The organism is Georgenia satyanarayanai (assembly GCF_009193135.1).
GTDB classification, from domain to species: domain Bacteria; phylum Actinomycetota; class Actinomycetes; order Actinomycetales; family Actinomycetaceae; genus Oceanitalea; species Oceanitalea satyanarayanai.
Genome location: NZ_VUKC01000001.1, coordinates 484,610 through 505,132, shown reverse-complemented (window position 1 = coordinate 505,132; position 20,523 = coordinate 484,610). Strand labels below are relative to the sequence as shown.

Here is a 20,523-nt window from a genome sequence, read left to right as displayed (position 1 = left end):
CGGCTCACCCTCCGACGTGGATGGTGGGGCGCCGGCGCGGGTCGCGCTCGGCCCGCCGGATGATCTCGCGGACCATGACGGGGGTGTCCCCCTCGCCGAGCACGAGGTAGCGCAGGAGGTGGTGGACCGGGGAGCCCTCGGACCACGCGAAGTAGCAGTGGGGGCGCACCCCGGTGGCCGCCGCCAGCGCGAGGAGGATGCCCGCGAGCGCGTTGGGCACCGCGGGGCTGTGCACCCGCAGCACCCGGTAGCCCGACACCTGGACGCCGTGGACGTGGAGGTCCTCGGAGAACCGTGACGGGTCCTCGACCACCACCTGGAGGAAGAGCCCGCGGGCGTGGGGCGGCAGCGGGTTGAGACCGTGCTGCTCGCTCTCCTTGAGCTCGTACTGCTGCGGCCCGCGGCGCTCGGGCTTCTTGGCGATGATGTTGAGGTTCCCGTCGTGGCGCAGCGCGTCGTCGAGGTAGCGGCGGGCGGCGTCGTCGAAGGTGATCGTGCCGACCCGCAGCTCGATGGTCCTCGCCGCCCGGGAGACCAGGGACGTCGCGACGATCCCGACGACGAAGACGGCCGCGATCGCGATGCCGTCCGGGTGGGTGAGGACGTTGTCGACGAGGGCGTACCCGAGCACCGCGGTGAGGACGCCGAACCCGGCCGCCGCGCGCCGTCGTCGGCGGTGCGCCGCGGAGATGGTGACGGCGACGGCGGCCGAGACCATCATCGCGAGGATGCCGGTCGCGTAGGCGCCGGCCTGATCGTCGACGTCGGCGTCGAAGACGACGGTGAGCGCGACCGCGAGCGCGCCGTAGACGAGGACGACCGGCCGCACCGCGCGCCCCCACTCCGGCGCCATCCCGTAACCGGGCAGGTAGCGGGGCACGATGTTGACGAGGCCGGCCATGGCGGACGCGCCGGCGAACCACAGGATGAGCATCGTGGCGAGGTCGTAGACCGCGCCGAAGCCCTCGCCCAGCAGCCCGTGCGCGAGGTAGGCGAGCGCGCGGCCGTTGGCGGCGCCGCCCGGCTCGAGCTCGGCGGGCGGGACGAGGAGGGTGGTGACGGCGCTCGTCGCGAGGAGGTAGCCGGACATGATGAGCGCCGCCGTCGTGAGCAGCGCGTGGGTGTGCCGGACGCGGGCCTGCTGGTCGCGGGCGGCGACGAGCGGCATCATGCTCACCCCGGTCTCGAAGCCGGACAGGCCGAGGATGAGGAGCGGGAAGGCGAGGACGACGTGGCCGAGCCCGGCCCCTGGCGGCGTCGCCAGGAGCCCCTGCCACCACGCGCCCAGCGGCTCGGGGCGGGTGAGGAGCTCGGCGACGGCGGCACCGACGACGACGGCGTTGAGGGCGAGGAAGAGGCCGACGACGGGGATCGCCACGGTGATGGCCTCGGTGAAGCCGAGGAGGAAGACGCCGACGAGGACGAGGAGGAGGGCGACGGTGACGCCGACCGCGTAGCCGGACAGCGCGTCGGGGGCGAGCGGTCCCTCGAGGAGGTGGACGGTGGCGTCGGACGCGGACAGCGTCATCGTGACGATCCACGAGGTGACGACGAAGCCGAGGAGGACGAGGACGAAGAGCTTGCCGCGCCAGAAGGGCAGGAGGTGCTCGAGCATGGCGACCGACCCCTGCCCGTGCGGGCTCTCCCGGGCCACCTGGCGGTACATCGGCAGCACCCCGAAGAGGGTGAGCGCGACGATGAGGAGGGTCGCCACCGGGGACAGCGCCCCGGCGGCGAGCGCGGCGATCCCGGGCAGGTAGGCGAGGGTGGAGAAGTAGTCCAGGCCGGTGAGGCACATGACCTTCCACCACGCGTGGGTGCGGGCGGCGGGACTCGCGGTCTGCGGACCGGCGGGCGGGACCTCGTGACGCAGCAGCCACCGCACGACGGCGTGGCGCGGCTCGGGCCGGCGGACCGGGCTGGGCACCCGGGAGGGGACGTGCCGGTGGGTGGCGGACGCGGTGGTTCTCGACGTCATGCTGCGAGCTCCGGACTCGTCGCAGATGAGGCGCTGCGCCGTCGGGCCCCTGAGGAGGAGCTCGGCGCGAGCGTACTCCTGCGCGACCGTCACCGCTACGCCGTTGACAGGGCTGCTCCTCGACCGTAGGTTTAGCGACATTCGTTATTAACGACAGTCGATAAGGAGACTCCTGATGAACGCCGAGACACCGCCCGTGGACGAGCGGCCCGTCATGTCACGCGGGGACCGTGCCGCCCTCTGGGGGACGGCCGTGGTGGCGGGACTGGTGGCCGTGGGCGCGGCCGTCGGTGGTGTCATGTCCGTCGTCCAGGCCATGAGGGACGACCCGCTGACCCTCCACGGCTTCCCGCTCGTCAACGCTCGCACGCCGGAGTTCACCGAGCCCTTCGGGCAGGTGAGCGAGGCCTGGTACGAGTCCGCCGCGCTCACCGTCACCGGCCTGCCCGCCGCCGCGCGGTGGCCCTTCGCCGCCCAGTCCGCCGTGACGGCCCTGGCCGTGGTGGGCGTGAGCCTGGCGCTCGTGTGGCTCGCGGTCCGGGTGCTGCGGAACCGGCCCTTCGGGCACTCGATGACGGCGGCGCTGGTGGCCAGCGCCGTCCTCATCATCGTCGGCGGGACGGCGAGCCAGCTGCTCGGCGCGCTGGGGAACGCGGCCGTCGTCGACCACCTGGGTCCCGACGTCACGGGCGGTGCCGACCTCTCCCGGCCGGAGGGGTACGAGGGGCTGGCCATGTTCTCCCTCGAGCTCAGCCTCGCGCCGGTCGGGGTCGGGGTGGCGCTGGCCGTCGTCGCCCTGGCCTTCCAGATCGGCGCCCGGATGCAGCGGGACACCGAGGGGCTCGTGTGATGGCGCGGGCCCGGCCCGCGGAGGAGGACCCCGTCCCCACCGGCGTCCACTGCCGCCTCGACGAGCTGCTCGCCGCGCGCGGCATGACACTCACCCGCCTGAGCGAGCTCGTGGGGATGAGCATCGTCAACCTGTCGGTGCTGAAGAACGACCGCGCCCGGGCGATCCGGTTCTCCACCCTCATCGCGATCTGCCAGGCGCTGGACTGCGAGATCGGCGAGCTCCTCGTCCGCGCGGACCGCTGAGCACCCCGTCCTACCCGGCGAGGAGGGCCGGGACGGCCTGGAGGCCCGTGACGACGGCGACGGCGAGGAGGAGCAGCGCGAAGAGCAGGCTGAGCGTGCGCGGCTTCGCGCGGGCGGAGAAGCGCCCGGCGACGAGCCCGCCGAGCATCGACGTCACCGCGAAGGCGGCGACGACGGGCCAGTCGACGGCGTGGTCCTGACCGATGCGGCCGGCGAGCCCGAGCGCCGCGCTGACGGCGATGACGAGCAGCGAGGTGCCCACCGCCCGCCGGATGTCCACGCGCATGACGAGCAGCAGCGCCGGGACGACCACGAAGCCGCCCCCCACTCCGAAGAACCCGGTGAGCAGGCCGACGAGCGAGGCGACGGCGACCGTGAGCACCGCCGTCGTGAGCCGGCTCGACGACGGCGGCGCGGGGACGCCGTCGTCCGCCCGCCCGCGGTCCGCGAGGGAGCGGCGCAGCATGACGGCGGAGACGACGAGGAGCAGCGCGGCGAGCAGCACCATGAGGAGGTCGCCGTCGACCAGCGCGGCGAGGCGCGCTCCCCCGACCGCGCCGGCGACGCCGAGCAGGCCGAAGACGAGTCCTGGGCGCCACAGGACGTTGCCGCGCCGCGCGTGCGGCACGAGCGACACCACCGACGTGGCCCCGACGATGACGAGCGAGGCCGTCGCCGCCGCGTGGGGGTCCTGGCCGAGGACGTACACGAGGGTCGGGAGGCTGAGGATCCCGCCGCCGGCGCCGAGGGTGCCGACGACGACGCCGACGAGAAGGCCGACGCCCGCGGCGGCGATCACGGCGCTCATGCCTTCTTCTTGGCGGCCGCCTTCATTGCGCGCTTGGTCTCGCGGACCTGGAGCAGGGTGTCCTCGTCGACGACGTCGGCGATGGACCGGCGTGCGCCCTCCTCGCCGTACTCGCCGGCCACCTCCCGCCAGCCCGGCGCCGCGAGTCCGCACTGCTTGCCGAGGAGGGCGAGGAAGATCTTGGCCTTCTGCTCCCCGTAGCCGGGCAGCGTCCTGAGGCGGCGCAGGATCTCGGCGCCGTCGGGGTCGCCGTCGGTCCACAGCCGCGAGACGTCGCCGTCGTAGCTCTCGACGACGGCGGCGCTCAGCGCGACGATCCGCTTGGCCATCGAGCCCGGGTAGCGGTGCACGGCCGGGGTCTGGCGCATGACGTCGGTGAGGTCGTCGGGGTCCATGGCCGCGAGGCGGGCGGCGTCGAAGCCGCCGAGGCGCTCGTGCAGCTTGTGCGGGCCGGCGAAGGCCGTCTCCATCGGGACCTGCTGGTCGAGGAGCATGCCGATGAGCAGGGCCAGCGGGTCGGAGGACAGCAGCTGGTCGGCAGCGGCGTCGCCGGTGAAGTGCAGGTCGTGGTCCATGCGGAGATCTTCTCACCCACAGAGGCCTTGTCACTCGAACATATGTTCGATACTATAGCGGTACGGGGAGGTGCCGCCGGTGGACCGCGACGACAGGGAGTTCGAGACCGCGGCCGGCAGTGCGCCCACCGACCCGGCCGAGGACTCCTCGCCCGGTCTCGTCGTCCCCTACCTCGAGAGCCTCGGACTCGTCTCCCCTGGCGAGGACCGCCTCCGTCTCGACGTCTCCCGCCCCACCGGCCCGGACCACGCTCCGCCCGCCGAGTGGGCCCAGTTCCGCCTGCCGGCCTACCGGGAGAGCGAGCCGCCGGGGTGGCCGCACAGCGTGCTCGCCGAGCTCATCCCCCAGCCCGGCGCGCTGGGCGACTACCTCGAGCACCTGCCCCCGGGCCTGCGCCTGGCCCGGGTGCTGGAGGAGATCGACCCCCAGGACGTGGACGACTTCTCCCTCGTCGAGGTCGTCGCCGCCCACAAGCGCATGGAAGCCTGGTCCGCGGGCAGAGCAGCCCGCGCCGCCGCGGCACTGGCCGAGCGCGACTCGGTCAACCCCACCTGGCCCGGGGACGTCCCCGGCCGCACCCGCGGGGAGTGCGTCGTGGGCCAGGAACTCGCCATGCGACTACGGATCACCAAGCAGGCCGCGGTCAAGATGGCCACCTGCGGGCGCGCCGTCGGCGGCATGTTCCAGCCCACCGGTGAGCTCCTCGACCAGGGCCTCATCGACTGGCCCCGCGCCCAGGCCATCATCACCACCCTCATCGACCTGCCCGCCGAGGTCGCGATGGCGGCGCAGTGGGAGGTGCTCGACAAGGCACCCGGTCGCACCCTGCGGCAGGTGCAGGAGGATCTCGCCAAGGCCGTCATCGCCGTGGACCCCGACTCCGCCGACGACCGCCACACCGCCGCACGGCGCAAGCGCTGCGTCCACCACCCCCGGCCCCTGCCCGACGGCATGGCCACGATGACGGCCCTGCTGCCCGCCGCCGACGCCGTCGCCCTCGACCTCGCCCTCGACGGCGCCGCCCGGGCGGCGAGGAACGCCGGCGACTCCCGCACCCTCGACCAGCTCCGCGCCGACAGCCTCGCGCTCATGGGTCACAGCGCCCTCGTGCTGGGCCACATCGGGCCGGAGGCCCATCTGCACTGCCCGTGCGGGTGCCAGCAGCACGGTGCTCCGGCCGGTTCCGCCGCGAGCGCGGGGCCACCCGCACCTCCACCGGCTCCCGACGCCCCGCCGTCCGCGGTGCCGTCACGTCCGGATCCCGGCGCCGCACCCACGCCGTCCGCCGGGTCACCGCCGTCCGCCGGGCCATCACCCACCGCCTCGTTCCCACCGTCGGCAAGCTCGTCCCGGCTCGAACCCAGGACCCCGCGCCTCCGTGTCGCGGACGGGCCGCCCAGTCCCGGTCACCGGCTTCCCGGGTGCAGTCTGCCCACGACGAGGGTCGGCATGATCGGCGGTGGACGAGCCGACATCCGCGTGACCGTCCCCGTCACCGCCCTGCAGCCCGAGCCGCGCCAGCCCGGCACCACCGCACTCGACCGCGACCGCGAGCCGGTCGCCGAGCTCGAGCGCTACGGCCCGATACCGCCGATCGTCGCCCGGGCACTGAGCGCCGGCGGCGTGTGGCGCCGGCTCGTCACCGACCCCACCGGCTCCCTCGTCCTCGACGTCGGCCGCACCCGCTACGAGCCGCCCGCCGCCATCGCCGACCACGTCCGCGAGCGGGACCGCACCTGCATCCGGCCCGGCTGCTCCAGCTCCTCCCCCAGCAGCGACCTCGACCACATCCACGAGTGGCAGCACGGCGGCATCACCTCGGCGGAGAACCTCGGACCGGTCTGCACCGGTGACCACCGCGCCAAGTCCATCGGCGCCTTCACCGTGGCCTACGCCAGCGACCGCACCTACGCCTGGACCACCCCCACGGGGCACGGGTACCTGCGGCGTCCCGACGGCACCGTCGCCACCCTCCCCCGTCACACCGCCGAGGGTCTGCGCCGCCTGGCCAAGGAGACCGTGCGCCGCGGCGTGCCGGTCGCCCCGGCCCTGGTCGACGCCGCTCTTGCCGCCGCCTCCGCCGGCACGGACACCGCCGAGGCCTGGGCACTTCCCGCCGGCCCGACGGCGCCGCCGCCGGGCGCTGGCCACGACACCTCCTGGGCCGGGGACCAGCCGCCGTTCTGAGACGCCGGCGCCCGGCACCCGCAGGTGCCGGGCGCCGGGCCGCACGACTCAGACCTTCGCGGCCTGCCAGCCGTCACACGACGAAGGCGGAGACCCTCCCGCGCAGCTCGTCGGCCATGCGGGCCAGCTCGTCCGTGGCGCTCTGCATCTGCGCCAGCACGGTGCTGGACGTGGCCGTCACCGTGGCGACACCGGAGATGTTCGCCGCGATCTCCCCGGAACCCGCGGCGGCCTCGTGCACGCCACGCGTCATCTCCTGCGTCGTCGCCGTCTGCTCCTCGACGGCGGAGGCGATGGTCAGCTGGTAGTCGTTGATCGAGCGGACCGTCTTGGCGATCTCCTCGATCGCCGCCACCGCGGCCACGGTCTGCGTCTGGTTGTCACCGATGCGCGTGGTGATGTCCTCAGCGGCCCGCGCGGACTCCTGCGCCAGCTCCTTGACCTCCCCGGCGACGACGGCGAAGCCCTTGCCTGCCTCACCGGCGCGCGCGGCCTCGATGGTCGCGTTGAGGGCGAGCAGGTTGGTCTGCTCGGCGATCGAGGTGATGACCTTGACGACCTCGGAGATCTCCCGCGAGCTCTCGCCGAGGTTGCCCACGGTGCTGGCGGTCGCGTCCGCCGTCGTGACGGCGCGGGCGGCGACCCCGGCGGCCTCCCCCGCGTTCTTCGCGATCTCCTGGATGGACGCGCTCATCTGCTCGGCGCCGGAGGCGACGGTCTGGACGCTGTGGGAGATCTGCTGGGCGGCGTCGGAGACGGCGCTGGCCTGGCTCGAGGCCTGCTCGGAGCCGGCGGCCACCTGGGTGTTGGAGGCGGAGAGCTCCTCGGCGGCGGCAGCGACGGTCTGGGCCGACTCGACCACGCTGGTGAGGGCCTCGCGCAGCGCCTGGCGGGCCAGGGACGAGGAGTGGGCCATCTGCCCGAGCTCGTCGCGGTCCTCGACGAGCGCGTCCACGGTCATGTCGCCCGCGGCCATCGCCTCGAGCGAGCCGCGTACGGCGTGCAGGCCGCGACGGATGCGGCGGGTGACGGCGACGGCGATCGCCACGGAGATGACGGCGGCGACGACGAAGCCGATGGTCAGCACGAGGAGCGTCTGACTGATCTCGCTGCTCGCGTCGGTGGCGATCACGTCGACACGGTTCTGGATCTGCCCGTCGGCGAGGACGAGCGCCCGCCCGGCGTTGTCCGGGTCACCGGCCGGGGAGGCGTTGAGCGCGCTCTCCAGGCCGACGACGTCCCCGGCCTCGACGAGCGGCATGAGGGTCGTGTCGCGGTAGGTGAGCCAGCCCTCCCAGCGGGTGGTGAAGTCGGCCCACTGCTGGGTCTCGGACTCGGGGTACTGGGAGACGGCGTCGATGAGCCCGTCAACGGTGCGGTCGTTCCACGCCTGCGACGTGAGGAGCTGCTCGCGGCGGGACTCGTCGGTGGCGGCGGCCGCCCGGCGCACGAGCAGGTGGCTCTGGGACTGCGCGGCGCGCAGCTCGGCCATCGAGCCCTGGAGGTCCTCGGTGAGGAGGCGGACCTCGGCGAGGTGGTCACCGGCGCGCACGAGCGCGAGGGCGCCCGCACCGCCGACGACGCCGAACAGGCCACCGAGGATGACGATGGCGGTGGCGATCTTGACGCCGACCGGACGGTCCCAGAACCACGCGTTGCGGCGGCGTCGGGGAGCGTCGGGGGTCTCGGTGCTGGTGCGGCGGCTCATGCCAGGTCTCCCGCCTCGTAGTAACCGCTCTCGATGAGCAGGTGCTGGTAGTTGTCCTGCGTCACCAGCTGGGGCGCGAGCAGGTAGGCCGGGACGGTGAGCCGGCCGTTGTCGTAGGTCGTGATGTCGTTGGTCTCGGGCTCCTCGCCGGTGAGCATCTTGTGCACGGCGGAGACGGCGACCTCGGCGAGCTGGCGGGTGTCCTTGAAGATCGTCGAGAGCTGGACGCCGTCGTCGACGAGCACGACGGAATCGCTCTCGGCGTCCTGGCCGGTGACGACGGGCAGGCCGTCGGCGATGGTCGGGCCGCGGCCGGCGCCCTGGATGGCGGTGATGATGCCGCGGGAGATGCCGTCGAAGGGCGAGAGGACGCCGTGGAGGTCCTCGCCACCCGCGTACGTGGTCGACATGAGCTGGGCCATGCGCTCCTGGGCGACGTCCTGGCTCCAGCCGGGCGTGGCGACGGCGTCGAACTCGGTCTGACCGGAGGGAACGACGAGCGTGCCCTCCTCGAGGTAGGGGCGCAGGGTGTCCATGGCGCCGTTGAAGAAGAAGCCGGCGTTGTTGTCGTCCGCGGAGCCGGCGAAGAGCTCGATGCTCAGCGGCCCCTCGGGGCCGTCGGCGTTCTCGGTGCCGTCCGGGTTGAGGATGCCGAGGCCGACGAGCAGCGAGGTGCCCTGCTGGATGCCGACCCGCTCGTTGTCGAACGTGGCGTAGTAGTCGACGTTCGGGGTGTCGAGGATGAGGCGGTCGTAGGAGACGACGGGGATGTCGCCCGCGGCAGAGAGGACCTCGGTGAGGGCCGAGCCGTCGACGGCACCGATGACGAGCGCGTCGGCGCCGTCCTCGATCATCGCCTTGATCTGGTCGGCCTGGACCTGGGGGTCGTCGTCCGCGTACTGGAGGGTGACGTCGTGGCCGAGGTCCTCGAGCTGGGCGGCGACGATCGTGCCGTCGGAGACCCATCGCTGGTGCTCCTGGGTGGGCATCGCGACGCTGACGCGCGCGACCTCGGCGTCGTTGTCGGGCGCGGCTTCACTGTCGGAGCCGGCGCAGCCGGCGAGACCGATGGCGACCACCAGGGCACCGAGCCCGAGAGTCCGGGCTGTTCGTCGTACAGGAGTCATGCGACCGCACCATCCGTGGCTCAACCGACCGGCGCGTCCAGCGCCGGGCCCCTGGTGAGGGGCGTCACTCAGGGCGATCGGTGCGCGGCACGGGATGATGACGGGTCGCACCTGTGCGACCCGTCACACACGCTCCCCTGGGTCCGCTGACTGACTCGAGTCAGCCGGTCGTCAGGCGTGGCTTCGCCGTCACGACGTCGATCGGGTCACTCTCCGTCAGGGTCACCGCGCGCCCCGCGACGGGATCCACGTCGACGTCCCCTCCACGCGGAAGTCCGCGTCCCACTCCGTCCGCAGCGAGATGGTCACCGCCCCGGGGTCGCTGTAGACGTGGGAGACCGTGTGATCGGGCCACGGCGCCCCTGGGTCGGTTCCTGTGAGCGGCACCGACCCGTCCCCGAAGTCCCACGTGAAGAGGACCGGATTCACGCGCGCGTCGATATCCAGGTCCAGAACCTGGGTGCCCAGGACGTGCTCCGCTGCATCGGTCATGGCGACGGTCTCGGTTCCGACAAGCACCCAGGACTGATCTGGCTGGATGACCAGGCTCCCGGAGTTCACCAGCAGTGACTGAACGTCCTCGCGTGTGAAGGCGAGCAGCTGGCGTGGCACTTCCTCGACGTCCTCTTCGTCCTCCCCGTCAGACCACCATGGCTCCGGAGCCCACTCACCTTCAGGAACGGGATCACAAGCGGTCACGTTCGTCTCATATCTGCCCCATACATAGGTGACGGGCGAGCAGTAGGGGTCAGCCGCTACCGGCCCGCCCTTCACGGGCGACGGGTCATCGAAGCGTGGAACCTCCCACGCTCTCCTCGCTGAACCAGTGAGGTCTCGCTGCTCATCGTTAAGACGAGCGCCTATCCCCTCGTCACCGGTGACGCCCATTGGCGCTCCGGCGAGGAATAGGGACGAGACAATCACTTGCTCGATCACGGTTCCTCCGTTGCGATTCCGCGCACCGCCCAGCCATCGTCGTAGATGACAGCAACCGTGTACAGGTACTCACCACCTGAAGCTTCGCTAATGGAGGTCACTGGGCGGCACTCTCGGCGCCGTCGCGGCCATCACCGCGTTCCTCACCCGGCTCATGGCGGCCCAGTGGGCCCAGCGGTGGCTCGCGAAGATCGGACTGGGCACCGGGGTCGAGAACGAGGCGCCGCCCCGGGTGCTGGTCTCCGACGACGGGAACGTCACCGTCAACGGCAGCATCCGGGCAGCGCACGTTCTCGACGACTGACCCAGCACCACCTACTGCACGCCAAAGCGCCCCGCTCACCCTCACGGGTGGGCGGGGCGCTTCGTCGCTCGCGGGCCTTCGTCACCAAGACGGTCGGGCCTACCACGGAGCACGCGCTGCTCCGGGGATGCTCTCGAATCCCCGGTCGCAGACGGGCTCGGAGCGGCGCTCCAGGTGCGCTTCGGAGTCTCCGTCGTCGTCTCTGACGTCATGAGTTAGATGCGGCTACTTGCACATCTACTTGAAGCCTCCTCGGGGTGCGCCTCGTCACTCTGACCTGGGCGTTTACACGCCACCTCGGCTCTACTGCCCGTCTACTCGAAGTACACGGCCTAGGGTGAGTCCATGACCACGAATCAGGTCGACCGAGCCATCGCAGCACCTCCGGCCGACCGCGCGCGCCTGCTTCTGGAAGCTCATGAAGACCAGTGGTACGACCGCAAGAGCGCTCGGATCGAGGCGTCCAAGTTGTCTCACGCTCTCGTTGCCTTCGCCAACGCCGAAGGTGGAGTAGTCGCAGTTGGGCTGGCGGACGGTGAACTCGAGGGGTTCGCAGAGGAGAACCTTCGTCACTTCCAACAGATCCCGATGGACCTGACTAGACCGCCGGTTCGCGCCAGGTTCAGTCTCCTCGACTGTGTGCAGCAAGGGGGGAACACCGCCCAGTTGCTCATCATCCGCGTCGACCCTGGTGAGCGTGTCCACGAGACGTCATCGGGGGACTGTTATCTTCGCATAGGCGACGAGACTCGAAAGCTTCGTTTTGAACAGCGGCAAGAACTTGAGTATGACCGCGGTCAGGCGCAGTACGACGGTGGCCCGGTAGAGGCGACACATGCGGACCTTGACGGACATCTCATCGAGACGTACAAGCGAGCAGCCGGCGCAGTCGCCCCGACGGAGATGCTCTTACGTGCCAGGGCGCTCCTGACGACACAAGGGAGGCTCACCAATGCCGCGCTGCTGCTGTTCGGGTCGAGGCCACAGCAGTGGTTCCCACAAGCGTATGTCCGGATCATCCGGTACCTCGGCACTGACCGCGGGACCGGAGCGAGGCTGACCTTAGAGGACTCATCCGAGCATCGTGTCGAGGGGCCCATTCCGCGAGTGATTGAGGACGCCCAGCGCATCGTGGAGTCGCTTATGCCGCGGCGGCGCTTTCTGAGCGCAGATGGTCGATTCGAGACTCAGCCGATCGTGCCCCGCGATGCCTGGCTCGAGGGGCTCGTCAACGCCGTGATCCACCGTTCGTACAGCCTCGGTGGCGACCACATTCGGGTCGAGATCTACGACGACCGTGTGGAGATCGAGAGCCCCGGACGCTTCCCAGGGCTAGCAGATCCCCGGAAGCCTCTCGACATCAGCAGATTCGCCCGGAACCCTCGTATCGCACGAGTCTGCGCAGAACTCCGGATTGGGCAGGAGCTGGGTGAGGGGATCCGTCGAATGTTTGACGAGATGCGATCCAGGGGACTGACGGACCCGATGTACGAGGAGAAGCGCGGAAGCACGCGGCTCGTGCTCTCGAACATGCCTCGGCTTGCGCCCGACGTTGAGGCACGCCTCCCTCAGGGCTCGGAACGTGTGCTCGACGCTATTCGCGCCGCTGGTGACAAGTTGCTCGGAACAGGGGACGTCGCCGAAGCGGTCGAGATGTCCAGACCGGCGGTAAAGGTCCGCCTCGACGCTCTCCGGGCGGAAGGCCTCATCAAGTGGATCGGCAAGTCTCCGAAGGACCCTCGAGCGCACTGGGTTCTGAATGAGTAGTTTCGACTTGGTTCTAGGTTCAACTGTGGCGTGGCCTCGCTGCGCTCATCTTTGGTCCCGGCGCGGCGTCTACTCGCACCCGACGCCGTCGCCGTCGCGGTCGAGGTGGGATGCGTATCCCGGGTCTCCCCGGCGGACCGGCGCGGCGCCAGCGGCACGTGCCTCGCTGCAGTTGCGGTACGAGACGCTGGCCGGCGCGGCAGGAGCAGACGCGGCGGCTCGTGGTCGCGCTTCGGCCTCCTGCTCGGCAACGGTGACTGCCTCTTCGCGGTTCGCGATCGCGCCCTCGCGGTCGTCCAGGTCGGCGCGTCTGGTGTCGAGTTCCTCGGCGCGTTCGTCCAGCTCGGCTTCGCGCTGGTCGAGGGCCTGACGGTGGGCTTCCATGTCAGCGAGGGCGACATCGGCTGCGCCCTGGGCGTCTTCGAGGTCGGCTTGAAGTGTCGCAACTTGGTCTGTGGTCTCCGCAAGCGCCGACCGCGTCTCGTCGAGGTCGCGTTCGGTCTGCTCGTGCTCGACGGTGGCGGTCTCGAGCCTGTCGGCGAGCTCGCGGTACTCGGCCGAGTCGGTCGGATCTGCTGAGTTCCCGATGCTCACTCCCACGAAGAGGGCGATGAACGCGGCGATGGCACCGACGGCCCACCGCGGCAGCCGACGCCGCTTCTTCACCCCCGAGTTGGGACCGCCGATGGGCTGATCTGAAAAGTCTGGGGCGTCTGTGGTCATGGTGTGCTCCGCGTCGAGCGCTACCGGCATCGTTGCCGCTGGCCCAAATCATCGCATGGCTCGCGGCTATGGGACACCCCGCGCACCCCGCCCCCTCACGGGTGGGTGGAGCCTTTCGTGTGCCACTCAGAACATGCGACAGCCCCGGTCACCTAGGTGAGGTGCCGGGGCTGCCGCTAGTCCCTAGGACGTCGAGTTGTCAGGCGTTCACACGCCTCCGTCCGGGGCTGGTGTTGCGGTGAGCGAGCCAGGCGTCGATCGCCGCACGCGTCCGCAGGGGGCCTGCGGCGGTCTCTACGACCGGTGCGGGGAAGCCGGGGATGTCAGCGAACTGGCGCGCGCGCTGGCGGCTTACTCCGGCAAGCTCGGCGATCTCTGCGTAGCCCACGAGCTCGGGGATCACGGGCGTCGCAATCTCCTTCTCCATGACGGCCTCGTTGCGAACGTCGAGTTTGACGACGTCCAGCCGGCCGTGGCCACCAAGGTTGTCGGTGGCGATGCGGGTGGCGATCCGCGAGGCATCTTCGACGCTGTCGGCTTCGAATGCGATCGAGATCGCTCCGGCCTTGCCGTCGGCGCTGATGCTAACTGCGCCGCCGTGCTCGGCGAGTGTCTCGGCCACACTCTCGGCCTCGTCGCTGCTCACGGGTGAGGTCGTGATGAAGTCGACGTCTGCGTACCACGTGCCTGCGGTCATGGTTCCCTCCTCCTGATGTGGTCGGGTGGTGGCGGTGAGTGAATCTCATATTGACTCTGGGAAGCGCCTGAGGCAGGGTGGGGAGACGCAGGTTGCGGGACCTGCGCATCCCCACCCCTCCGGGTTGGTCGTACCAGTTATATGACCAACCCGGACCGTCTGAGGCGGGTCACGGCGTTCATGTACCAGCGATGGTCGCTGGCGCTGCCGTGGATCGTGACGATCTGCTTCGTCTTGTCTGGCGGATAAAAGAGCCAGCCCTTTTTGCTGCTCTCGACTCGCCAACCCTGGGCCTCAGCCATGTCGATCAATTCCTGCGCTGAGCGCTTTCCCATGGTGCGGGGTACCTCCTTTCTCTATTTAGTTGGTCGCCCCTCTATCGGGGCACGCTTGCAGCCTACCATAAATCCTTGTCGTTGACAAGAGCTGTGCATGCCCGAGATCACACCTCCACGCGACGCTGGAGCCATGACGCAGGAGGCGCTCGCCTAAGACGCCGGACGCGACCGGGAGCAGCGGCTCGTCAACGAGGTCAGGAATCCCGCTCTCCCTCGCAGGAGGCGGGGGGCTTTCGTGCGTCACTCCCGAAGTCGGTACCGGCCCAGGCGTCGGCGGGTAGCCTGCCTGGCATGAAGCACCTTGAGATCCACGACGACGCGCCCGCTGCTCAAGTAGCTACCGGCGACAACGTGGTCGCGATCGACAAAGCCCGGATCGAGGACTTGGCCACATACTTCGACAATCACCTCGCAGCCACGCGCGCTTCATCCAACGTGCCAGAGCCCACCGGCAGGTCACCGAGCAGCTTAATGCTCACGAAGCCCCGGCCCCAGGCCTCATTGATGAGGCGCCGCGGGACGAACCTTCCCACGGCGAAGTGGACGTGGAAGTGCACCCCGTCCTTGTGCAGCTCGAGAACCCAGGCATAGGGCAGCGGCCGCCCTCCAAGACCGGCACGTAGGTCGCGGAAGAACTGGCCCATGTGCTCGCGGACCTCCCGAGGGTCCGCACACCGGGGCGGCCCGTATGTCAGAGCCAGCCGGTTGAGCCGGTTCGCCGCGCAGTACCGACGCAAGCGACCCCGCGCACGCCCATCGGCCTTCTTCGCCGCCCGATCCGGGTCCGCAGCCGCACCCCTGGCAACGTAGTCACGCACGGGACGGTAGGACGGGACGAAGGCGCCACTCGCCTCAGCAGCATCGGGATACAGCGAGAGCACCCACCCGGCCACGCTCGGCGCACGAGGCCCCCCTGGCATCTTTTCCGTCACTAGTCCTACAACCTGGGACTATAGGCACTCCGGAGTCGCTAGTCCAACAACCTTGGACTACGCGCCTGGCGAGGCCTCCGCACGACCACTCGCCGCGACGAACGCATCGAGGTCGATGCTCACGCCAGGGAACTCGAACACGTCTGGGTGCTGGCCGAAGGCCTTCCGGAACGCCGACACGCGTCGGTAGACCGCTGAGCGGCTCATCCCGAGCTGCGATTGCAACCCCTCGAAGCCACCGCAGGTGTGCCAGGCCAGCCAGAACCCGAGCAGATCGAAAGTGGCACCGCGGGCCATCGGACGCACAACCGGCGCCGCCACCGGATCGGCGACCTTGCGAACCGCCTGAGAGTAGACATCCCAAGCCTTGCCCCACCGGCCCCGAGCGACCCCCTCACCATCCGGCGACGGCATGCGCTGCGATCGAAAGTCAGCCACGGCAAACCACACTCCTCTAGTCCCAAGTTCTGAGACTAACGCACGGCACCCACACGAACCGCGACGACGACCCAGAGTTATGTTGCTAAGTCAAGCAGCGTCGCGCGCGCTGGCGCGCGCAACGCTGAACGCAGCCTGGTCGAGCTCTCGAAGTTTCCGCTCCGCAACGTCAACTCTCGCACCCGACACAAGCTCTTCCCACTCCAACCCATCAGCCCGAGGTCGGAGATCAAGCGTCCACTTAGTGCGCAAATCAGTGATGGTCGGAAGCTCATCACTCTCCCCCTTTTCTTTGGATAGCATCGTAATTGCATAGTGGACCTGTAGCAGCGTCTTAGAGAGCACGAGTAGCTGAGCACCGGCCTGCCATGTGAGCTCGAAAACGTCGCCGTTAAGGTCGGGGGACAGTTTCACTATCTCCGTCGACAGCGCTTCGAGTGGTTCGGCTTCTTTATAGAGCGCCTTGCCCGTCGTTCGTACGTCTTCCCAGGCCATACCCGGTTTCAGACTCGCCGAAAGATCCTTGATGTGACTCCAGTTTATTTCGTCGAGGAAACACGCTTGCCAGACCTGCACGGCTGCTTGTCGCTCCCGCTTGCGGCTGTCCTCGCGCAACCTGGCATCTTCTGCGGCCGCCGCCTGCCTTATCGACTCACGCTGCGCAGCCACAAGGTCGCGCGTGAGCGACACATACCACGCCGTCACGGCGACTAAAGCGACCGTGGACAAACCGGTCACGGCGCCGATCGCTTCGCTGGAACCAGAGAGAAGGGCCCACACCACGAGCGCAGTAAGCAGCACGAAGAGACCTGCTACCGCCACGGTCCTTTTGTTCATATCGACACGATACCTGCGGGTGGATTAGCCAGTTGCCGGATTCCCCGCCTGCGTGGCCCCGCTGACCAGGACGTTGATGCCGGACACGACGGCGGCGTCGAGGAAAGCGGCGGCCTTGGTGGTGAACGAGCCGAGCGTGACGAGGTCGCTCACGCGGGTGGCGCGGGCGATGTACTTGCGAATGTTGACGGCCCACGACCGGCGGGTGATGTCCGGGATGCCGACGTGCACACGCTTGCCCGTCGCGAGGGACGCGTCGACGAACGGGGAGGACAGGTCGAGCCGGCGGCCGGAGATCCGCAGCATGCGCTCGACGAGCTCGTGGACCTGCGTCTCGGTGAGGATCGTCGTCGTCAGCTCCGCGCGTCCGGCGCGGGCGATGAACACCTTGCCGGGTTCGTTGATCCACACCTCCTCGATCGTCGGGTCGTCGAGGAAGCGCTGGAGGGGTCCGAGGCCGGCGACGCCGTCGAGGACGTCCTTGGCGGTCTGCTCCGGGTCGACGACGGGCGGCACGAGTCCCGCGACCGAGCGGCTGTCGTAGTCGGCGAGCGCGTCGGCCACCAGCGCGCGGACCCCGGCGGTGTCACGGGCAGGGTCGAGGCCGCGCCGTCGGACGAGCTCACGAACCTCGTCCTCGAGCAGCACCGTTGCCTGGTTCATGCCTCGCACCCCCGGGAGCGGATCACGATGGAGGCAAACCTAGGGGCAATCCGGCGCTGTGTCAGCCCCCTTCGGCGAATCTGTGGACAGGGCGGTCCGTGCGCTCAGTCCAGTGGGGTCAGCACCGCGATCCGCCACGTCCCGTCGGCTCGGACGAACTGGTCCATGCAAGGGCCCCTCGGGCCGTCACTCCTCCCCGTCGAAGAGCCCGCCGTCGAGCAGCCAGTGGTAGCGCAGCCGGAGCGCGCGCTCGGTGCTCGCCACGAGGGCGCCAACAGTGAGCGCGATGTTCCACCCCACCGACAGGTGGAACGGGGAGGTGAAGGAGCCGACGTTCTCGGCGACGGGCGGGATCTGGGAGATCTGCTCGACGATCTGCGGCACACCGAGGACGAGGGCGACGAGCAGGACGGCGACCGAGACGAGCCCGATGCCCCGGCTGAGCAGCGGGTGGCGACGCTCGAGCCGGGCCCGGCGCCCCTCGGCGGAGGCCGGGTCGGGCGTGAGTTGGCGCTCGACACCGTCGCTCCGCACAAAGTGGCAGCGCCGCAGCCCGTAGCCGCTGGTCGCCACCTCGATGGTCCCGCCGGGCACCGGGAACGCGGCGGGCGGCTTGGCCACGGCGTGGTGCACGCCGTCCCGGTAGAGCCGGGCCCGCACCTCACCGTCCGAGGAGTCGCCCCCGAGCCGGACGTCCACCGACCACGTGTGGCACTGCCCGTCCTCCTCGAGGAGCGGGATGTGGAGCAGCGAGCGGGAGAACGGCTGCCACCACCGGAAGCGCTGGAGCGCATGACCGTCGCCGGGCTTGACGCGCCGCGCAGCACGGCGGTCCCTCCAGTCCGCGAACACCGCTCCACCGTAACGGCTCGCCGCCGCCCCTGAAGGGAGGCGGGTGCTGGCCGGGGACGCTCAGGCTCCCGCGACCACCTCGAGCACGGCCTCCCCGTACCGCTCGAGCTTGGCTGCACCCACCCCGGAGATCCCGCTCAGCTCGGAGCGGTTCTCGGGACGGGACTGGGCGATGGCAGCGAGGGTCGCATCGGGGAAGACGACGTAGGCGGGCACGCCCTGCTCCTTGGCCACCGACGCCCGCCAGGCGCGCAGCTGCTGGAACAGCGCCTGCTGCGGCTCGTCCAGGTCGAGCGGCGCCTTGCCGCCGCCGGTGCGCGACTTCCGCGCCGTCCGCACCCGCTCCGGCTCCCGCCGCAGCCGCACCTCGCGCTCCCCGCGCAGCACCTCCCCCGCGGCCTCGGTAATCGCCAAGACCCCGTACTCGCCCTGGACCTGCAAGAGCCCCTGGGCAAGGAGCTGGCGGACCACGCCGCGCCACTCTGCGTCGCCCAGCTCGGTCCCGATGCCGAAGGTCGAGAGCGCGGTGTGGCGCATCTTCACCACCCGCTCGTTCTCCCGCCCCAGCAGGATGTCCACGAGGTGCCCCGCCCCGAACTGCTGCCCCCGCTCGCGCTGCAGCCGCACGATCGTCGACATGAGCTTCTGCGCCGGCACGGTGCCGTCGAAGGCCTCCGGCGGGTTGAGGCAGGTGTCGCAGTTCCCGCACGGCTCGCTGTCCTGCCCGAAGTACCGCAGCAGCTGCTGGCGGCGGCACTGGACCGTCTCGCACAGCGCGAGCATCGCGTCCAGGTGCAGGGTCTGCGCCCGCTTGCGCTGCGCGTCCCCCTCGCCGTCGGCGATCATCCGCCGCTGCTGGACCACGTCCTGCAGCCCGTAGGCGAGCCACGCCGTCGACGGCAACCCGTCACGCCCCGCGCGGCCCGTCTCCTGGTAGTACCCCTCGATGCTCTTCGGCAGGTCCAGGTGCGCGACGAACCGTACGTCGGGCTTGTCGATGCCCATCCCGAACGCGATCGTCGCGACCATGACGACGCCGTCCTCCCGCAGGAACCGCGCCTGGTTGCGCCCGCGCAACTCCGCGGGCAGGCCCGCGTGGTACGGCAGTGCCGTGACGCCCTGGGTGGCCAGCCACTCCGCCGTCTTCTCCACCGACGCCCGCGAGAGGCAGTAGACGATGCCCGCGTCGCCGTCGTGCTCGTCCTTGATGAGCCGCAGCAGCTGCTTGCGCGCCTCCTGCTTGGGCGCGATCCGGTACTGGATGTTGGGCCGGTCGAAGCTCGAGACGAAGACGCGAGCGCCGTCGAGCCGGAGGTTGCGCACGATCTCCTCGCGCGTCTCCGCCGTCGCCGTCGCGGTCAGCGCGATCCTCGGCACGTCCGGCCAGCGCTCGTGGAGGATCGTCAGGCCGAGGTAGTCGGGCCGGAAGTCGTGGCCCCACTGCGCCACGCAGTGCGCCTCGTCGATCGCGAAGAGCGCGATGCGCGCGCGGTCGAGGAGGTCGGCGGCCACGGGCAGCCGCTCCGGGGCGAGGTAGAGGAGGTCGAGCTCCCCGCCGAGGAGGCGGCGCTCGACGTCGCGGCGCTCCTCGATGCTCTGCGTCGAGTTGAGAAAGGCGGCGCGCACACCCAGCTGCTCGAGCGCGTCGACCTGGTCGTGCATGAGCGCGATGAGCGGGCTGATGACCACGCCCGTCCCCTCCCGCACGAGCGCCGGGATCTGGTAGCACAGGCTCTTGCCGCCGCCGGTGGGCATGAGGACGAGCGCGTCGTCCCCGCGCGTCACCGTCTCGATGATCTCGGCCTGCTCCCCGCGGAAGGCGTCGTAGCCCCACACGCTGGTCAGCGCCTCCAGCGGGGTGGACGACGACGCCGCAGCGGCCCGCGCCGTCGTCAGCGGTGCCGCGGTGGCGGCGTCCGTCGCAAAGGCGGCGGCCATCTCGGGGTCGTGGACGTCCCACTCGCTCATGGGGTCCGGCGGCGGCTCGTCCCAGTCGGGCTCCGGCCCGGTCCACATGTCACCCACCCCGCCAGGGTAGGTGCTCCGCGCCGGCGGCCGGGCCGGGGTGTGGGCGGGTCGCGTCAGCGGCTGGAGACGGTCGTGCGGGCCGTGCGGTGGTCCACGACGGCCCCGGCGAACAGCGCGACGGCGGCGAAGCCCGACCAGTACGCGAGCTGCTGCCCCGTGTCCGGTGAGGACGCGCACGTCACGAGCGCCGCGACGGCGAGGACCGGCACGCCGGCGCCCCAGGCCCGGTAGAACGTGCCGGTGAAGCGGGGGTGGCGGTAGCTCTGGGGGCTCACGACGGCGTGGATCGCCACCGACCCGAGCGCCGCGACGATGAGGACGGTCCCGATCGTGAAGGCGCGCTCGCCGAAGGACGTCACCGCGCCCACGATCCCCATAACCGTGGCCAGCCCGGCCGACGCACCCAGCGCGGTGCGACTCATCGTCCCTCCCCCTTCCCGCGTCGCCGCCCCGGCCGCAGGTTCCCGCGGGCGGGCGGCAACTCTGCTCAGCACAGATGACCGCACGCCGCGTGCCCCGTGCAAGCCGA

Annotated in this window: 19 protein-coding genes and 1 pseudogene; 5 read left to right on the top strand and 15 right to left on the bottom strand. The window is 70.5% G+C overall.

All coding sequences use genetic code 11. The annotated features are described in order from the left end of the window. Positions 1-4: 4 nt before the first annotated feature. A complete protein-coding gene (locus tag GD632_RS02295) occupies positions 5-1,978 on the bottom strand; it encodes an APC family permease (protein ID WP_152188224.1) in 1,974 nt (657 codons plus the stop codon). A gap of 175 nt (positions 1,979-2,153) precedes the next feature. Between GD632_RS02295 and GD632_RS02290 the strand changes: the two genes are divergently transcribed. Both GD632_RS02290 and GD632_RS02285 read left to right on the top strand, forming a co-directional pair. Beyond that, a complete protein-coding gene (locus GD632_RS02290) occupies positions 2,154-2,828 on the top strand; it encodes a hypothetical protein (protein ID WP_152188221.1) in 675 nt (224 codons plus the stop codon). Continuing rightward, positions 2,828-3,073 (top strand): helix-turn-helix domain-containing protein, encoded by a 246-nt coding sequence (locus GD632_RS02285; RefSeq protein ID WP_152188219.1) that lies wholly within the window; start codon positions 2,828-2,830, stop codon positions 3,071-3,073. Before GD632_RS02290 ends, GD632_RS02285 begins: the two co-directional genes overlap by 1 nt. Before the next feature lie 10 nt (positions 3,074-3,083). On the opposite strand, the gene GD632_RS02280 is transcribed toward GD632_RS02285, so the two are convergent. Together GD632_RS02280 and GD632_RS02275 are read right to left on the bottom strand one after the other, a co-directional pair. Then, a complete protein-coding gene (locus tag GD632_RS02280) occupies positions 3,084-3,881 on the bottom strand; it encodes a sulfite exporter TauE/SafE family protein (RefSeq protein ID WP_152188216.1) in 798 nt (265 codons plus the stop codon). Further along, a complete protein-coding gene (locus GD632_RS02275; protein ID WP_152188214.1) occupies positions 3,878-4,456 on the bottom strand; it encodes an HhH-GPD-type base excision DNA repair protein in 579 nt (192 codons plus the stop codon). Before GD632_RS02275 ends, GD632_RS02280 begins: the two co-directional genes overlap by 4 nt. A 79-nt stretch (positions 4,457-4,535) precedes the next feature. On the opposite strand from GD632_RS02275, the gene GD632_RS02270 reads away from it, so the two are divergent. Beyond that, positions 4,536-6,644, top strand: coding sequence for an HNH endonuclease signature motif containing protein (locus tag GD632_RS02270; RefSeq protein WP_152188212.1), 2,109 nt, complete (start codon positions 4,536-4,538; stop codon positions 6,642-6,644). 73 nt (positions 6,645-6,717) lie between these two features. Here the strand turns inward: GD632_RS02270 and GD632_RS02265 are convergent, their stop codons facing one another. The 3 genes from GD632_RS02265 to GD632_RS02255 form a co-directional block, all read right to left on the bottom strand. After that, positions 6,718-8,352, bottom strand: coding sequence for a methyl-accepting chemotaxis protein (locus GD632_RS02265; protein ID WP_152188210.1), 1,635 nt, complete (start codon positions 8,350-8,352; stop codon positions 6,718-6,720). Next, positions 8,349-9,431, bottom strand: a complete 1,083-nt coding sequence (locus tag GD632_RS02260; RefSeq protein ID WP_226924423.1) for a substrate-binding domain-containing protein — start codon at positions 9,429-9,431, stop codon at positions 8,349-8,351. The genes GD632_RS02265 and GD632_RS02260 overlap by 4 nt, the downstream gene beginning before the upstream one ends. Positions 9,432-9,701: 270 nt before the next feature. Next, positions 9,702-10,415: a PKD domain-containing protein gene (locus GD632_RS02255; RefSeq protein WP_152188204.1), complete on the bottom strand. Its 714-nt coding sequence runs from the start codon at positions 10,413-10,415 to the stop codon at positions 9,702-9,704. 154 nt (positions 10,416-10,569) lie between these two features. Here GD632_RS02255 and GD632_RS15860 point away from each other — a divergent pair, with 154 nt between their 5' ends. Both GD632_RS15860 and GD632_RS02250 read left to right on the top strand, forming a co-directional pair. After that, complete coding sequence (locus GD632_RS15860) at positions 10,570-10,719, top strand: hypothetical protein (RefSeq protein WP_193311302.1); 150 nt, start codon at positions 10,570-10,572, stop codon at positions 10,717-10,719. A 345-nt stretch (positions 10,720-11,064) separates the two neighbouring features. Further along, the gene (locus GD632_RS02250) at positions 11,065-12,486 is read left to right on the top strand and encodes an ATP-binding protein (protein WP_152188202.1); all 1,422 of its coding nucleotides are present in this window, start codon (positions 11,065-11,067) and stop codon (positions 12,484-12,486) included. Positions 12,487-12,555: 69 nt separating this feature from the next. On the opposite strand, the gene GD632_RS02245 is transcribed toward GD632_RS02250, so the two are convergent. The 9 genes and pseudogenes from GD632_RS02245 to GD632_RS02200 form a co-directional block, all read right to left on the bottom strand. Beyond that, the gene (locus GD632_RS02245) at positions 12,556-13,209 is read right to left on the bottom strand and encodes an excalibur calcium-binding domain-containing protein (protein WP_152188200.1); all 654 of its coding nucleotides are present in this window, start codon (positions 13,207-13,209) and stop codon (positions 12,556-12,558) included. 199 nt (positions 13,210-13,408) lie between these two features. After that, positions 13,409-13,906, bottom strand: a complete 498-nt coding sequence (locus GD632_RS02240) for a hypothetical protein (RefSeq protein WP_152188198.1) — start codon at positions 13,904-13,906, stop codon at positions 13,409-13,411. Positions 13,907-14,648: 742 nt separating this feature from the next. Beyond that, positions 14,649-15,164, bottom strand: a complete 516-nt coding sequence (locus GD632_RS16520; protein WP_452176637.1) for a rolling circle replication-associated protein — start codon at positions 15,162-15,164, stop codon at positions 14,649-14,651. Between the two features lie 69 nt (positions 15,165-15,233). Continuing rightward, positions 15,234-15,614, bottom strand: a complete 381-nt coding sequence (locus GD632_RS02225) for a hypothetical protein (protein WP_152188189.1) — start codon at positions 15,612-15,614, stop codon at positions 15,234-15,236. 90 nt (positions 15,615-15,704) lie between these two features. Continuing rightward, positions 15,705-16,451, bottom strand: a complete 747-nt coding sequence (locus GD632_RS02220; RefSeq protein ID WP_152188187.1) for a hypothetical protein — start codon at positions 16,449-16,451, stop codon at positions 15,705-15,707. A gap of 42 nt (positions 16,452-16,493) precedes the next feature. Beyond that, positions 16,494-17,114: pseudogene (locus GD632_RS02215) on the bottom strand (ATPase, T2SS/T4P/T4SS family); the annotation flags it as partial. A gap of 186 nt (positions 17,115-17,300) precedes the next feature. Continuing rightward, positions 17,301-17,966: a hypothetical protein gene (locus GD632_RS02210; protein ID WP_152188183.1), complete on the bottom strand. Its 666-nt coding sequence runs from the start codon at positions 17,964-17,966 to the stop codon at positions 17,301-17,303. A 60-nt stretch (positions 17,967-18,026) separates the two neighbouring features. Continuing rightward, positions 18,027-19,982 carry a DNA helicase RecQ gene (gene recQ, locus GD632_RS02205; protein ID WP_152188380.1) on the bottom strand — a complete coding sequence of 652 codons (1,956 nt, stop codon included), beginning with the start codon at positions 19,980-19,982 and terminating at the stop codon, positions 18,027-18,029. Between the two features lie 65 nt (positions 19,983-20,047). Then, entirely contained in the window at positions 20,048-20,416 is a 369-nt protein-coding gene (locus tag GD632_RS02200; protein ID WP_152188180.1) for a hypothetical protein, read from the bottom strand. Positions 20,417-20,523: the final 107 nt, after the last annotated feature.

Excerpts from the sequence above, each read along its gene's own strand:
- GD632_RS02220 (WP_152188187.1), bottom strand. The coding sequence starts at position 16,451 with ATGAACAAAAGGACCGTGGCGGTAGCAGGTCTCTTCGTGCTGCTTACT.
- recQ (WP_152188380.1), bottom strand. The coding sequence starts at position 19,982 with ATGTGGACCGGGCCGGAGCCCGACTGGGACGAGCCGCCGCCGGACCCC.
- GD632_RS15860 (WP_193311302.1), top strand. The coding sequence starts at position 10,570 with ATGGCGGCCCAGTGGGCCCAGCGGTGGCTCGCGAAGATCGGACTGGGC.
- GD632_RS02245 (WP_152188200.1), bottom strand. The coding sequence starts at position 13,209 with ATGACCACAGACGCCCCAGACTTTTCAGATCAGCCCATCGGCGGTCCC.
- GD632_RS02280 (WP_152188216.1), bottom strand. The coding sequence starts at position 3,881 with ATGAGCGCCGTGATCGCCGCCGCGGGCGTCGGCCTTCTCGTCGGCGTC.
- GD632_RS16520 (WP_452176637.1), bottom strand. The coding sequence starts at position 15,164 with ATGCCAGGGGGGCCTCGTGCGCCGAGCGTGGCCGGGTGGGTGCTCTCG.
- GD632_RS02200 (WP_152188180.1), bottom strand. The coding sequence starts at position 20,416 with ATGAGTCGCACCGCGCTGGGTGCGTCGGCCGGGCTGGCCACGGTTATG.
- GD632_RS02250 (WP_152188202.1), top strand. The coding sequence starts at position 11,065 with ATGACCACGAATCAGGTCGACCGAGCCATCGCAGCACCTCCGGCCGAC.
- GD632_RS02275 (WP_152188214.1), bottom strand. The coding sequence starts at position 4,456 with ATGGACCACGACCTGCACTTCACCGGCGACGCCGCTGCCGACCAGCTG.
- GD632_RS02265 (WP_152188210.1), bottom strand. The coding sequence starts at position 8,352 with ATGAGCCGCCGCACCAGCACCGAGACCCCCGACGCTCCCCGACGCCGC.
- GD632_RS02285 (WP_152188219.1), top strand. The coding sequence starts at position 2,828 with ATGGCGCGGGCCCGGCCCGCGGAGGAGGACCCCGTCCCCACCGGCGTC.
- GD632_RS02295 (WP_152188224.1), bottom strand. The coding sequence starts at position 1,978 with ATGACGTCGAGAACCACCGCGTCCGCCACCCACCGGCACGTCCCCTCC.
- GD632_RS02290 (WP_152188221.1), top strand. The coding sequence starts at position 2,154 with ATGAACGCCGAGACACCGCCCGTGGACGAGCGGCCCGTCATGTCACGC.
- GD632_RS02240 (WP_152188198.1), bottom strand. The coding sequence starts at position 13,906 with ATGACCGCAGGCACGTGGTACGCAGACGTCGACTTCATCACGACCTCA.